At 42.9% G+C, this 14,532-nt stretch carries 13 protein-coding genes; 2 read left to right on the top strand and 11 right to left on the bottom strand.

Annotation, left to right across the window (positions count from 1 at the left end; genetic code table 11):
• Nucleotides 1–2: 2 nt before the first annotated feature.
• From ACIFSR_RS18595 to rpiA, 5 genes are all read right to left on the bottom strand, one after another.
• On the bottom strand, nt 3–866 hold the full coding sequence (locus tag ACIFSR_RS18595; protein WP_430059094.1) for a 3-hydroxybutyryl-CoA dehydrogenase: 864 nt from the start codon (nt 864–866) through the stop codon (nt 3–5).
• A 16-nt stretch (nt 867–882) separates the two neighbouring features.
• Nucleotides 883–2,055 (bottom strand): acetyl-CoA C-acetyltransferase, encoded by a 1,173-nt coding sequence (locus ACIFSR_RS18590; RefSeq protein WP_339209375.1) that lies wholly within the window; start codon nt 2,053–2,055, stop codon nt 883–885.
• 13 nt (nt 2,056–2,068) lie between these two features.
• Nucleotides 2,069–3,208, bottom strand: coding sequence for an acyl-CoA dehydrogenase family protein (locus ACIFSR_RS18585; protein ID WP_430059092.1), 1,140 nt, complete (start codon nt 3,206–3,208; stop codon nt 2,069–2,071).
• A 203-nt stretch (nt 3,209–3,411) separates the two neighbouring features.
• Nucleotides 3,412–4,983 carry an ABC-F family ATP-binding cassette domain-containing protein gene (locus ACIFSR_RS18580; RefSeq protein ID WP_339209378.1) on the bottom strand — a complete coding sequence of 524 codons (1,572 nt, stop codon included), beginning with the start codon at nt 4,981–4,983 and terminating at the stop codon, nt 3,412–3,414.
• An 81-nt stretch (nt 4,984–5,064) separates the two neighbouring features.
• Complete coding sequence (gene rpiA / locus ACIFSR_RS18575; RefSeq protein ID WP_339209379.1) at nt 5,065–5,727, bottom strand: ribose-5-phosphate isomerase RpiA; 663 nt, start codon at nt 5,725–5,727, stop codon at nt 5,065–5,067.
• 198 nt (nt 5,728–5,925) lie between these two features.
• On the opposite strand from rpiA, the gene ACIFSR_RS18570 reads away from it, so the two are divergent.
• Nucleotides 5,926–6,216: a hypothetical protein gene (locus tag ACIFSR_RS18570; RefSeq protein ID WP_076265938.1), complete on the top strand. Its 291-nt coding sequence runs from the start codon at nt 5,926–5,928 to the stop codon at nt 6,214–6,216.
• Nucleotides 6,217–6,339: 123 nt separating this feature from the next.
• On the opposite strand, the gene ACIFSR_RS18565 is transcribed toward ACIFSR_RS18570, so the two are convergent.
• From ACIFSR_RS18565 to ACIFSR_RS18550, 4 genes are all read right to left on the bottom strand, one after another.
• Nucleotides 6,340–7,980, bottom strand: a complete 1,641-nt coding sequence (locus ACIFSR_RS18565) for a GGDEF domain-containing response regulator (RefSeq protein ID WP_430059089.1) — start codon at nt 7,978–7,980, stop codon at nt 6,340–6,342.
• A gap of 18 nt (nt 7,981–7,998) precedes the next feature.
• Nucleotides 7,999–10,839, bottom strand: a complete 2,841-nt coding sequence (locus ACIFSR_RS18560) for an ATP-binding protein (RefSeq protein ID WP_430059087.1) — start codon at nt 10,837–10,839, stop codon at nt 7,999–8,001.
• Nucleotides 10,832–11,197, bottom strand: coding sequence for a response regulator transcription factor (locus tag ACIFSR_RS18555; RefSeq protein ID WP_339209385.1), 366 nt, complete (start codon nt 11,195–11,197; stop codon nt 10,832–10,834). The genes ACIFSR_RS18560 and ACIFSR_RS18555 overlap by 8 nt, the downstream gene beginning before the upstream one ends.
• A gap of 199 nt (nt 11,198–11,396) precedes the next feature.
• Entirely contained in the window at nt 11,397–11,663 is a 267-nt protein-coding gene (locus ACIFSR_RS18550) for a CD3324 family protein (protein WP_054024760.1), read from the bottom strand.
• Nucleotides 11,664–12,275: 612 nt separating this feature from the next.
• Here ACIFSR_RS18550 and ACIFSR_RS18545 point away from each other — a divergent pair.
• Nucleotides 12,276–12,785 (top strand): C40 family peptidase, encoded by a 510-nt coding sequence (locus ACIFSR_RS18545; RefSeq protein ID WP_339209386.1) that lies wholly within the window; start codon nt 12,276–12,278, stop codon nt 12,783–12,785.
• Nucleotides 12,786–12,856: 71 nt separating this feature from the next.
• Here ACIFSR_RS18545 and ACIFSR_RS18540 read toward each other — a convergent pair whose 3' ends face one another.
• The gene (locus ACIFSR_RS18540; RefSeq protein ID WP_430059083.1) at nt 12,857–13,639 is read right to left on the bottom strand and encodes a Cof-type HAD-IIB family hydrolase; all 783 of its coding nucleotides are present in this window, start codon (nt 13,637–13,639) and stop codon (nt 12,857–12,859) included.
• 120 nt (nt 13,640–13,759) lie between these two features.
• Nucleotides 13,760–14,491 carry an RNA polymerase sigma factor gene (locus ACIFSR_RS18535; RefSeq protein WP_430059080.1) on the bottom strand — a complete coding sequence of 244 codons (732 nt, stop codon included), beginning with the start codon at nt 14,489–14,491 and terminating at the stop codon, nt 13,760–13,762.
• Between the last annotated feature and the right edge of the window lie 41 nt (nt 14,492–14,532).

The following is a 14,532-nucleotide window of genomic DNA, read 5'->3' as shown; positions in this document are numbered from 1 at the left end:
GCCTATTCCTTCTCATTCGAGTACACATAAAAGCCGCGTCCAGCTTTCCTACCTAGCCAGCCAGCCTGCACATATTTGCGCAGCAGCGGGCATGGTCTATACTTTGAATCGCCGAATCCGGCTTGCAGCGTCTCCATGATGGCTAAGCAAGTATCGAGTCCAATAAAGTCGGCAAGCGTAAGCGGACCCATCGGATGGTTCATGCCAAGCCTCATCACTTGGTCTACAGCTTCCGGCTCAGCGACCCCCTCATACACCGTGTAAATCGCTTCATTTATCATAGGCATCAGAATTCGATTGGAGACAAAGCCGGGGAAATCTTGAACTTCAATCGGCGTTTTTTTGATTGTGAGCGTCAATGCTTTTATTTTTTCAAATGTATCGCTCGAAGTCTCAAGCCCTTTAATAATTTCGACTAATGGCATAATAGGTACGGGATTCATGAAATGCATGCCGATTACACGCGATGCTCTTTTTGTTGCTGAAGCTATTTCTGTAATCGATAACGAGGACGTATTGGTAGCCAAAATGGCATTTGGTTGACAAATTTGATCAAGCTTTTCAAAAAGCGCTTTTTTCATCGTCCTATTCTCTGGCGCAGCTTCGATCATTAGATCAGAGCGATTGGCGCACATTAAGTCTGTCGATGGTATGATGGATTTTATGGTCTGAGTTCGATCAGCCTCGCTAATATTTCCTTTGGCGGCAAGTCGAGCCAGCGAAGTATTAATTGTGGCAATCCCCCTTGCCACGGCAGCTTGCTCAATATCGTAAAGAGTTACCTGCAATCCATTTTGCGCTAACGTCTGTGCAATTCCGCTGCCCATTTGTCCAGCTCCAATTACGGTAACGGTTTGGATAATCATGAGCACCCCCTTTGCCTTAGCCCTCCACCTGAATGAGCATGGCATCACCCTGGGCTCCGCCGCTGCAGATGGCAGCAATGCCTAAACCGCCGCCGCGGCGCTTCAATTCATAAATTAAAGTGAGTAAAATTCTTGCGCCGCTTGCACCGATTGGATGTCCAAGCGCGATCGCACCGCCATTCACATTGACCTTCTCCTCATCCCAGCCTACTATTTTCCCGCAGCTTAGGATGACGGAGGCAAATGCTTCGTTCACCTCAAATAAATCAATGTTTTTTAAAGGAATGCCCGTTTTTCGCAATAGCTTTTGGATTGCAAGCGCTGGAGCAGCAGCTAAATTAGGAGCACTCGCACCAATGGTGCTATGTCCGATAATTTTGGCAAGCGGCTTGTGTCCGCCTCGTATCGCTTCTTCCTCCGACATGAGGAGCATAGCGGCGGCGCCGTCATTCACACTCGGAGCATTCCCAGCTGTAATCGTACCGCTTGGACCATGAATTGGTTTTAGCAGCGCAAGCTTCGACAAATCCGTATTAAAACGTGGTCCTTCGTCGATGGCCAAAATAGCGTTTGCAGAAGTGTAGTAAGGCTCAACTTCATCCTCAAATAATCGCAGATTTGCAGCAGAGCTCGCCCGGTCATGGCTTCTTAATGCCCATTCATCTTGTTCCATTCGGCTAATATGATGATCTGTTGCAATTTTGTTGCCATAAACAGCCATCAGTACATCTTCGAAAGGACAAAGAAGACCATCATGAATCAATAAATCCGTCAGTTCGGCATTTCCCAGCTTGTTTCCCCATCTAGCCGTTCGAACAGCAAATGGCGCTTGACTCATGCTCTCCATTCCGCCAGCTAATATTATGTTTGCATCTCCGGCACGTATGACCTGATCTGCCATAGAAATGGCTCGCAAGCCCGAAGCACAAACCTTGTTAATCGTTTCCGCTGGAACGCTCCAATCGATCCCTGCAAGAATGGCAGCTTGTCGCGCTGGATTTTGACCGCAGCCTGCTTGAAGCACCATTCCCATCATGACGGCATCAGCTTGACTTGCGTGTATGCCTGCTTGCTGCAGGGCTCCTTTAATGACGGAAGCGCCCAGATCAACTGCTTTCTCATTTTTGAACATGCCCCCGAGCTTTCCGAAAGCTGTTCGTTTCCCTCCTATAATAACGGTCTGGCGCATGGTGATATACCCCCTACTCCTTCAGCATCCGATGGATGCAATCCACTTCCATCCCTCCTGTTCCAAGCTCCGTTTCCACACATTTTGCATCCCTTAAAAACCGTTCCATCCGATATTCTTGCATATAGCCATAACCGCCAAATATTTGTACAGCCTCAATCGCAACGGCAACAGCCGTTTCTGCCGCGAACTTACGCGCGATGGCGGCTTCCTTTGCAAAGCTTAAGCCTTCATCCTTGCGCCACGCCGCTTGATAAGCGAGAAGCCTGGCTGCTTCCAGCTGAGTTGCCATATCTGCAAGCTTGAAAGAGATGCCTTGCTGCTTTCCAATTAAATGACCGAATTGCTTGCGCTCCTTGGCATAGGCAGCTGCAGCTTCAAAAGCTCCTTGTGCAATGCCAATGGATTGCGCAGCTGCACTCAAATGCCCGATATCGATGGAATTCAAAATGATTTCAAACCCTTGACCATCTTTTCCGATTTTGTTTGTCTCCGATAACTCACATTTATCCAGCTTCACATTTGAAATGTGGAAAGAACGCAATCCCATTGTTCGTACTCGCTGCCCTATTTGCCATCCAGCTTTACTCGTTTCTATTAAAAAAGCTGTACATAACGATTTCTTTCGTTTTAACTCCGTCTTTGCAATAACAATGCAATAATCCGCAATATCTCCATGAATGACACATGTATGCTTACCGCTTAGCTCCCAGTGGTCTCCTCGTCGACGTGCTGAAATGCTGCTGCTCAATCCCTCGTTCCCCACTACTGTCAATGGTAGAGCGCATCCACCTAGCTTTACACCTTTTGCGAGGTCCTTAAGATACAATGCTTTTAAAGCGTCGTCGCCAAAAGTGAAAATCGGCATAGCAGCATAAACCGTATGGGCGGCAAGCAGAGCGGCTGTAGAAGCGCAGACACGAGCCAGTTCTTCTATTACAATAATGAAAGTCATCCAATCGCTGCCGGCACCGCCATTTAAGTCATCAATAGGTATGCCTGTTATGCCAAGCTTAGCCAGCTGGTCAAATAACGATTGATCAAACTGCTCCTTCTCATCACGTTCGATTGCTCTAGTTGCAACCTCGCTTTCTGCAAATTCCCTTAACACTGCGCGAGTCATTTCCAGCTCATCGGATATAGAAAATTGCATCTCACTCCACTCCTTCTTATACGAGGCATGGTTAGTGGACAATGTTCGACGGTATCCGCACATATCGTAGTATATGAAGACAGACCGCTGAAAAATGACTTCGATCTCCCGCCATATATGCAGCTTATCTTTATTATTTAAGCTCGGATAAACAAAAAAAAGCCAACCCCATTAGGTTGGCTTATACTATGTTTTGCTGTGAGCTATACACTTTGTTGAGTAATTACTCCTCCAGGTTCGAAGGTCAGCAGCTTTGTAGCGATTTTATCAATGAAGAAACGATCATGGCTTACGGTGAGTACTGCTCCAGGGAAATGAATTAACGCCTGCTCCATCACCTGTATGCTGGTCAAATCCAAATGATTGGTAGGCTCATCCAAAATGATTAGTTCGGCGCCGGACAGCAAACATTTTGCGAGTGCCACACGTGCCTGTTGACCGCCGGATAAGCTTCCGATCACTTTTTGAAGGTCTGCTTCCGAGAACTGCAGCATAGAAAGAAATTTATTCACTTTCTTGCGAGGGGCATTAAGTCCAAGGCCATAGATGTTCACTGCATGGCTTACCGTATCCTTCTGATCGAGCTCGTCCCACATGCGATTGAAATAGGCGTAGCTTACGCCTTTACTAAACTGCACGGCACCTGAATCAGCCGGTTCTTGTCCTGTTAGCACTTTAATTAAAGTGGATTTTCCGCTGCCATTTGAACCGATAATAGCAATCCGGTCTTCTTTTTGGATATCAAAACTGACATCTTGAAAGATAACACGCTCAGCATAGTTTTTGCTTATTGCATCGACAGTGCATAAGTTGTCTGGAAAACGCAAATTTTCATAAATATCAGTAATCAGAACGTTTACAGGATGCGGCTCTACTCTTTTCTTCATATCAGCCAGCTTCCGCGACAGACGATCTTTGGATGATTTCCTGTTCGAACGGTTGTCGATTTCCTCGGCTTCCATTAGCAGAAGCTCCTCTTCCCATTCGAACTGCCGATCAAGTTCTTTCTTGCGAAGCTTCTTCTTCCGAATATAATCGGTATAATTGCCTTCATATTCTTGAAAATGATAATTTTCAATCTCAATAGTACGAGTTACTACCCGGTCAATAAACTGCCGATCATGAGATACCAAAATCATTGTGCCGCTAAAGCGATTTAACCATTGCTCCAGCCAAGCAAGACCTTCGAGGTCTAGAAAGTTCGTCGGCTCATCAAGAAGTACGACGTCTGGCAGCTCAATTAACATTTTGGCAAGTGCGGCGCGGTTGCGCCAGCCGCCTGACAATTGATCGATAGGCTGTTGACGCGATTGCTCATCAAATCCAAGCTTTGTGAGTACGGTATCGATCTCTACAGCAGCATTCCAGCCATTATGATGCTCCATCTGCTCGAAGAGAGCTGCTTGACGATTCAGCAGCTGATCCATTTCATCAGCATCAACGGTAATACCAAGCTTTTCTCCGATTTCCCCAAGCTCGCGTTCGATGCTCCAAATATGCTCATAACAAAGCTCCAGCTCTTGTTTGACGGAACGATTGCCGCTCAGCTCTGAGAACTGTGAGAAGTAGCTCACCTTGACCTTCGGATCAACCTCTACCTTTCCTGCCGTAGGCTCTTCTCTGCCTAAAATAAGTTTAAATACGGTCGATTTTCCTGCGCCGTTACGGCCTATAAGACCGATTCGTTCCCCTTTGCTTATACGAAAATAAATATCTCGAAAAATAAGTGTATCTCCATACTTTTTCGTTACGTTCTCCAACCGAATGACGCTCATGTCGCTCACCTCTGTATATGGTTGTAAACCACTTTCGGGTGATGTGTCAAGCTAAGTGCAGCATACATCTATTAGAAAGCTTTACAATAGCTTCACTGTACCATTGGCATAACCTACGATGACCTTAGTTGCCATACCGATAAACAAACCGTTATCGACGACACCAGGGATGAGATTCAATGTATGTTCCAGCTGTTCTGCTTGCGAAATGGTACCAAACTGACAATCTACAATATAGTTGCCATTATCCGTTACAAACATTTGATTTTCTTTCGTTCTCACTGTCGTCTCAGCGCCGAGATTACGCAGTTTTTTTATTGTCATTTCGTAACCAAACGGAACGATTTCTACCGGGAGCGGGAAACGTCCCAATTGCGCGACATGCTTGCTTTCATCTACGATGATAATCAGCTGTTTACTGGCGGCAGCTACGATTTTCTCTCGGAGCAGCGCGCCTCCTCCGCCTTTGATTAAGTTCCATTCGTTATTTACTTCATCTGCGCCGTCAATTGTCACATCAATTTGCTCAATCTCTGCGAATGGAAGCATCGTAATGCCAAGCTCTATCGCAAGCTCTTCAGAAGCTCTCGACGTAGCAATCGCCTTAATCGATAGGCCTTCCTTTACTTTTTGACCGATTTTTTGAATCGCCCAATAAGCGGTTGATCCTGTTCCTAATCCCACGACCATTCCGTCCTTAAGAAACTCGACAGCTTTTTCGGCGGCTAATTTTTTTGAGTCCATTTATACAGCTCCTTCACTTAATCAATCGTATTTTGTAAAAAAATATTGTACTCACTATATTAATGGAGAGTCATCTCAAATGAACGCTATTTATGTCGTTAATTATTAATTTTCACATGCATCAACCGACAAACATCACATCACGAATCTGGTAGACTAGCAATTAGGTTGTCCCACCACAGAATAGGAGCGCTGATTATGCACACAATTTCGAATGAACATTTTACGAATGAAACGATTGCTTTTGACGGATTTAGCTTTATCGGGTGTACCTTCTCGAACTGCGTCATCATTATCACTACGCTGGACTTTAATTTTGAACGATGCTCTTTTTATGATTCTTCCCTGCACGTCAACCCGAAACTTCCCATATTCGCGATCTCTCACAAGCTTTCACAGTCTACTTATGATTCAGACACGAACTGTTATCAGAACGATTATAAGTATCCCCAAACCGTTGTAGAATTACCGGAAGCCGTCCATCGCTGATTCGGTTTAATTTTTCTAAACATACTATTCCCTAATAGGGAATGCAAGTCTGTAATCATAGGATGCCCTATAAAAAAAATCGCGCTTCTTATCGAAGCGCGATTTTTTGTGCTATTCCTTAATCTAGTTAACGATTCGACTAGCCAATCGTTCGATTCGCAGAACAAGCTCCTGCATATGAAATGGCTTAACGACGTAATCATCTGCACCAATTTGAAGTGCATTGACGATATCAGAAGTATTATTGCGGGCGGTCAGCATGACGATCAACAGCTGTTGTTCAGGATAATTGAGGCGGAGCTCCTTTAATACCTCTAATCCGTCCAAATCAGGCATAGAGCCATCGAGCAGTATAATATACTTTTCACTCTCTTTGTACCAGTTGGAGGATAAGAACGTTCTTCCGTCTGCATATCCTTCTGCTTTTACCTTCGTATGATTCGTCGGTTTCCAGTTAAAAAATCGATTGATGATAATCTCTCGGATTAATGGATCATCATCAACGACAATGATGTTTAATATCGATTCGTTTTTGGAATGGTTTAATGCCTTGGAATAAACAACCGTTTGGTTTCTTCCCCCGCGTTTCCCACTGTATAAAGCTTGATCCGCTTCATCTACCAGGGTAGCAGAATGGCTATTAAGTTCCGTTATTTCTGTGATTCCTGATGAAAATGTGACTTGGAAGTGAGAATCACCCGTTTGAAATTTAATAGCATTAAATTTATTGCGTAGACGCTCCATAAGGTAAGCTGCTTGAACTGCATCCGTATTCGGTAAAATGAGAGCAAATTCTTCCCCGCCATATCGGCATAAAATGTCTCTTGGCCTGATCGCATGTTGTGTAGTTGCCACAAAGGCTTGAAGCACCTCATCCCCTTGAAGATGACCATAGGTATCATTTACAAGTTTGAAGTAATCCAAATCAATCATAACGAGTGAGAAAATATCGTTTGAGCGTTTAAAGCTGTCGATATGCTGCCGCATCATTTGATTGAAATGCTTGCGATTGTAAGCGCCTGTTAACTCATCAATAATGATCGAGCGTTCCCAGTCCATCTTCATCGCAAATCGATTGTCGATGAGAGCCTTAAGCAGCTCAACATCAAACGGCTTGGCAAGAAAGTCCATCGCACCGGATCGATAGGCGTTAACTTGATTTTCGACGGATACATTCCCGCTGACCATAATAATCGGAATATGCTGCTGCTTCGCCTTATCAACGATTTGATTAAGAACATACATGCCGCTTCGATCGGGCAACACGATATCAAGAAGGATGAGATTAGGCTTCCATTCGTAGAACAGCTTTAAACCGCGCTCCGCATTCAGAGCTATGCTTACTGGATAATCATTTTTCTCTAAAACTTCTTTGACATAGGTTACAAATTCAACATCATCATCAATGACAAGTACACGATTGTGATGCTTTGAATGATCATCAAGGGAATCAGCCTGACCCTCATTTGCATTGTCGAGTCCGTCTAGCAGCTGCAGTACTTGAGGAAACATGGCCGTTAGTGGCAGCAAATGCTCTGACCACTCCTCGCGTATGTACGTTTTTTTGCTTTTTTCAGAAAAAAATTGTTCTTTGGATTCCGAAAACTTTTCAACCTCACGTAGCCCAATCGTACCGCTTGTCCCTTTAAGATTATGGAAAAATCGATGAATATCTTGTTCCTCAACTGCTGTTTGATTGGACCAATCATCGATCGTCTGTGTAATTCGCTGTTGAATCAGTTGTTTATATTTTTCCGTCTTCATGAAAATGGGCTCCCCCAATTATCGCAGCAAACGAGATATTGCTGCACTTAGTCTGCCAGGTAAATAGGGTTTCACAAGGAATTCATTAATTCCCCATTGTGCAGCTTTTTCTTTCTCTTCGAAGGCGCTCGAAATGATGATTGGCGTATTTAGCAATACATCGGATTTCTTGATTTTGCTAATAATATCCCAGCCGGTAATTCCTGATTCCAGCATCAGATCGATGACCACGATATCCGGTTTGAGCTGTTCAATTGCATTAATAGCCAATCCACCTTCTGTGAACAGGTGAACATGAAATCCACTAGACCTCAATTCATCACGGAGTAAAGTTGACAAATTAAGGTCGTTTTCAATCAGCATCACTTGAATGGACGTCTCAGAAGAAGTATTTTCCTTCAACTCATCGTTTTGTATTCGTTCTTGCTGCTTAGCCAGTGGAAGCGTCACGATAAAGGTACTTCCATGTCCGAACTCGGAAAAAACTTCTATTTTTCCATCATGTCTTGTAACAATCTCTTTTACGATTGCTAAGCCTAAGCCAGTCCCGCCAATTTCTCTTCGATCTGAATTATCGACACGATAAAACTTGTTGAAGAGATTAGGCAGTGCATCCTTTGGTATGCCAAGTCCCTCATCTTCTAAGCGAATGACGATCATATCTTTGTTAATGCTGCTAAACAAAGTGATTGGTCCGCCATTTGGCGAGTATTTAATTGCGTTGCTCAATAAATTAATGAATACCTGAAGCATTTTATCTTTATCTGCAATTACAATTGCTTCTTGTGCATCATTTTGCCACGTTATTTGATGGATACTAGCAGACATTTGCTGCATGTCGATGGCTTCTTTAATTAATGGCGTTAACGATGTGCTTTTCATTTCATAGGTTTGTTTACCTGATTCCATTCGTTGCAAATCTAAAAAGTCATTAATTAACGTCGTTAATCTTCTTGCTTCTTGATAAATCGTCGATACATATTTCCGCTGGCGCTCCGGCTTCAGTTCCCGGTGAAGCAGCAGTTCTGCGAATCCAAGCACACTTGCAAGCGGCGTCCGCAGCTCATGACTAACTGTACTTACAAACTCAGATTTCATCCGGTCAACCTCGTACTCCTTCGTGATGTCACGGTGAACTAGCAATAACCCGAATTGTTGACCATTGCGGTACAAGGGCTCGCAATAAATTTGAATGAATTTTCTTTCTGGTTCTGTAATTTCATAGTTCATGCTGCGCAAGCCATTATAATGTCCATTTGAGATAAGCCCAGTCATAAATTGAATTAACTGTTCAGATTCAACAACAGAGGATTGGACAAAACCTTTGAATTGCTCAAAAGGCATATTGATTGTCCCTTTTTCATCATTGAAAAAACCGAATATCTCAGCCATTTTGTGATTAATTTGAAGCGTGCTGCCATCTAGATCCAGCAATTGTATGCCTTCTTGAATGGTGTTCAGTATATCTCCAGTCATCAATCGCTGCTTCTCCGACAGCTCGTACAAATGCAGTTTATCGAAGGCTAATGATACTTGTGTCATCATGCCAACGATCTCTTCTTCCTCTTGCTTTGTAATCGTACGATTGACCTTCGTAATAACTAGGCAGGCAACCATTTCTTCTGATGCATTCAGAATTGGCAAGATTAAATCGGTAGCTTTCATAGCAGAATCGTGATATCCCTGTTCACCAAGTGAACATTCACGAATCATACTGTATGCTTGTTTGGTCTGTGAGGCACGCAATACGATGCCATCTTCCATTTGCTCAATAAACTGTTTGGCTGAAGCATTGGAAATCCCTACGGATGCGCAATCATGCTCTCTATTCATCATCACAATTAAGCCTTTATCGGAATCGGTAATAGCGACAATATTAGAAATGATGCTTTGCAGCAGCTCTTGTTTATCGAGGGTATTAGAGAGGGATTGTACAAGCTGGTTGCGCTTCTCCAAATATTTCTCATTTTGCTCCATTACGCCTACGGCGATCTGCAGTTCCTCTTGCTGCGCCTGAAGCTCATCCTGCTGCGCAATAAGCTCTTCGTTTTGAGCGAGAAGCTCCTCTTCTTTACTTTGGATTTGCGTCATCATTTTCTTAAAGGTTCGTGCCAGCTCACCAAGCTCATCTTCTCTTGTGAGATCCTCCGGCTCCGAATATTCACCATTCGCGAACTCACGAGCGTGGTTCGTCAGTCTCATGAGCGGCACACCGATATCTCTAGCCACTTTTCTCGTAATAAATGAAGCTATAATTAAGATAATAATGATGTAGCCTATTAATATAACGGCTTGGAGCGTTAGGCTGCGAAACAATTCATCGTTTTTTTGCTCAGCAAGCAGCTGTACTTGTTTCTCAAAATCACGTGAGTAGCTAATTAGTTTATTTACAGGGTTATCCTCACCTGCGGATACAAGGACGCGAAGCGCTTCATAATCTTGAGCTTTTGAATATTCAATCGCTTTCGGCAAAATGTTTTCAAAGTAATCGACGAAAAAGGACTCAATATTGTTCATCACTTCTTGTTCCGTTGCATTAATCGGATAAGTTTTGATTTTTGCTAGAGATTGATCCAGCAGCTTCTTCTCAGAAAAAATCTGCTTATATTCGAATTCAGTTAAATAGACATAGTAACCGCGCGCTCTCAAAATAATATCATTGGAATGATCGGCAATTTGCGCGACAAGCTCTTGCTTCTCTCTCATTTGAACCGTTTCGGACTCATAATTTTTTAATATAATAACGGAGATTGTCAGCACGGCAACAGCACCAATAAGAATAAGCGATAAAGCGAGCACCATCATCGCTACGAACTGTCGTGTAATTCTTTTCTTATAGAAGAGACGCAGTTTACCCACGTAACATCTCCTCTACCTTATCGATTAGCTCAAGCGGACTGAAGGGCTTAGACATAAAGCCATCCGCACCGGCGAGCAGCACTTTCTCTTGTTCGGCTTGCTGGCTCTTCGCTGACAGCATAAGAATGCATGAATGCTTGCGATCCTCCAGCAGCCTTGTTTTCTCTATGACTTCAATACCTGTCATCTTAGGCATCATGTAGTCTAGAATAATTAAATCAAAGTTAGTTTCCACAATTTTTTGTAACGCTTCTTCCCCATCTGCCGCTTCTTCGAGCGCATAACCTTCATCTTCGAGCGTATCCATAATAAGCATGCGCAGAACCGGCTCATCTTCTGCAATTAATAATGTTTTCATTTTCTTAATCCTCCACTGCCATTTGTTCTAGTGTTCATTCGACATCTATCGTCAAAAATACATCCATTAATATTTCGACGTTCGACAAAAAATCCCTTTTAAAGGTTTGTCTTAGTTGTGTCAATCCTACTTTTTACTCAATAATGAAACAAAAAAAGCAGATGCTCGCGGCAATCTGCTTTTTTTCAATATTTTTTCATTATCGTGATTTAACAATGATCTTACGAATGCTTTCGCACGATAAATGATATTTCCGCTCTAGATCAGCAACAGTCCAACCATTCGAATAATACAGGTAAATTTCTTTGTTTCGTTCGGCAAGCAGTTTCCGTGTGCCGCTTACCTCACCCCAATGCGCGCGTTTCTCCGCAAGCTTAGGCACATAGATCAAATCACCTTGAATGTATTTTTGAAGCTCTTGCAATAGACTAGGGGGAAGCACGTCTCTCCCATTTTTGTAGTTCACAATAAATGTCCTCCTCGAACAAGCTAATCTTTTTAGAATTGTTTGCAGCAGTAGTGTTAATCAACATTTTTTGCTTCCTCCTTTCGATTTTTGGTAACGCTGAGTTTTTGTTGCAAGCAATAAAAGCCATGGATGTTATTCCCTCCACTTGAACTTCTTTCTTGTTGCACTTTCTTATTATATTGTAAGCATTTTCAGATGACAAGAAATGTTTAACAATAATTCCATTAATAATGGTTAGAACGTTTTTAAAAGTAAAAAGGAGACCTTGCGGTCTCCTTCTAATGAGCGATCTCCGTTAAACGGAGATCACCTCCAAGTTGTTAATCAAATCGATCAGCTCCTTTCCTCAAGATTCGTCGGCCCGACTTCATCAGTATATATCCTGTATCCAGCTTGGCGATAGAGTAAAAACACTTATAAATGAACTTTACCAAATGGACAGCTGTCAAGTGAGAAAAAGTGAGTATTTTATCATCACTTTTTAATAAAGTTGTTTTTATTCAGCAGCAGCAAGGGTTTGCTTCCTCATAGGTAATTAGTGGGCATTTAATCTATGTTATGGTATTTCTAGCTCAACACACAGACTACCTAATTTCAAGGAGGAACATCATGAATAACACAAAGAACAAAAAGATTAGTAGACTTATCGCAGGTATTGGAATCAGCTTATCTATTGCCATTGCCAGCGTGCCTGTCATAGCGCCTCAAGAAGCAAATGCAGCAACGGTATCAAGTAAGTCCAAAGCAAACAGTGTCATTGCAACTGGAAAAAAATATTTGGGCGTGCCTTATAAATTTGGTGCAAAATCTGGTATTACTAGCGCGTTTGACTGCTCGTCTTTCACGCAGTACGTATTTAAGAAAAATGGCATTAGTCTGCCAAGGTCTTCTAAACAGCAAGCGAAATCAGGCACTTATGTTTCGAAAAGCAATCTTAAACCAGGCGATCTTGTTTTCTCTGACACGAATCGTGATGGCATCATCAATCACGTAAGCATATATATCGGTAATGATAAACTCCTTCACACTTACAGAGTAGGTGTAGGCGTAACCATTTCCAAATTCAAAGGCAGCACATGGGACAAGCGTTATGTAACTGCTAGACGCGTAATTAAATAGTACGATAATAGGCAGATCTCTATTAAAGAGATCTGCCTATTTTTATTTTTCGCATCAGTAGCTTGCTTCCGTTATTCTTTTAATAAACCGAGCATGCGCAGGCCATACATAATGCCGTCCTCCGTTACATCCTTAGTGACATAACGAGCGGCTTGCTTCACTTCATCGGATGCATTGCCCATCGCAACGCTGTGATAGACATATTGCATCATTTCCAGATCGTTTAAACCGTCGCCAAATGCATAAATATTTTCACGTTCGAAACCGGATCGTTCTACAAGAGCATGAATTCCTTTTGCCTTTGAGCCGCCAGGCGGTAAAATGTCACTGCCAAACAAATGCCAACGAATGAAGCCGAGCTCAGAAAAATTTTCCTTGTAGCAGCCCTCATCCTCTTGCTTGCAATAAAGCAGGCACTGATAAATATCTTTTCCTACATAATAATCAGGCTCCATAGGCGGCAGCTTCTTTTTTAACGGTTCGTGGGCATCCTCTAAATAAGCGGTTTCATGTGTACTGGATCGCATACCTTCCGGTGTCATATAGACTAAAGGATGATTATTATTTAGAGTAATTTGCGTAAGCTCTGCAAGTCGGTCAGGATTAATCGAATGGCTATAAACAACTTCTCCATTGTAAACCACGTAAGAGCCATTAAAGCTAACATAGGATTCTATGTTTAATTGTTCGCTAATGGGCTTCAGCATAAAGGGCCCTCTTCCCGTCGCAATAACGAGTTCATGGCCAGCTGCTTTCAATTGCTCAATCGCTTGCTGCGTAGATGGCGGTATTTTCTTCTCGTGATCAACCAAGGTACCGTCAATATCAAAAAAAATAAGCTTGCGAGTCATCATTGTTTGCCTCAATCCTTCATATTCTATTCCTCTATTATAGCTTATTTCATAAAATTCTGCGTGGAGCTGCACACAGCAAATAAACCGACGCCTGCTGGCATCGGTTTATTTTGTTATTGCTTATGCTGCCATTTGCACATTCACTGGGTTAGCAGCAAACACATGTGCTCCACTTCTTGAGGCTTTGCGCTTATTGTTTTGTGCGATACCTACAAGGATTGGCGCTTCAGAAATATCTCGTTGTGCAAGCTCAACTAAAAGGGCCACATCCCCCGTCTGATAAGCAATCGCCATCGCTCTTAAGAAGCTTCGCAAATACTCATCATCAGGTAGAATAACAGCCTCTGCCTTCAGCTCCCGCTTGACTGCTTGCAAGGCTTCACGCGCACGGTAATGGGCAGCCTTGATTGCACCAGTCGTCGTATTTAGCCGCTCGGCGGTTTCTTCGATTGAAAAATGAAGCACATCGCGCAAAAGAAACACGGTTCGTTGTAAAGGTGACAGATGTTGCATGAGCGCGTACATCGCTTCTTCGTGGTCAAGACTGCTTGAATAAGCTGCTATATCCAATGGCTTCGCTTGCTGGATGAGAAGTTGATATTGATTTTTTCTTCTTCGCTGATCAATCCAAGTATTTTTGGCGATGCGCAGCAACAAAGCTTCCGGATTATTGTGATTTGAATCAACAGCTGCCCGCAGCCCTTTTAGCCATGTATCCTGCACTAAATCCTCTGCATCCCATTTTGATTTGGTTAAAAACAAACAATATCGCTCAAGTGTTTTTTGAAGCCGATCAAGGTCAGCCTCTGTACTTTTTACTACTGTATGGGGTAAAGATTTCAGTTCATTCATTATTATACCTCCTCGGCATTTACCTCTCTTCATCTCGTCAA

The sequence above is a fragment of the Paenibacillus sp. NRS-1760 genome, assembly GCF_050467785.1.
Classification (GTDB): domain Bacteria; phylum Bacillota; class Bacilli; order Paenibacillales; family Paenibacillaceae; genus Pristimantibacillus.
Note: the sequence above shows the minus strand (reverse complement) of the source record. Positions and strands in the feature narration are given on the sequence as shown.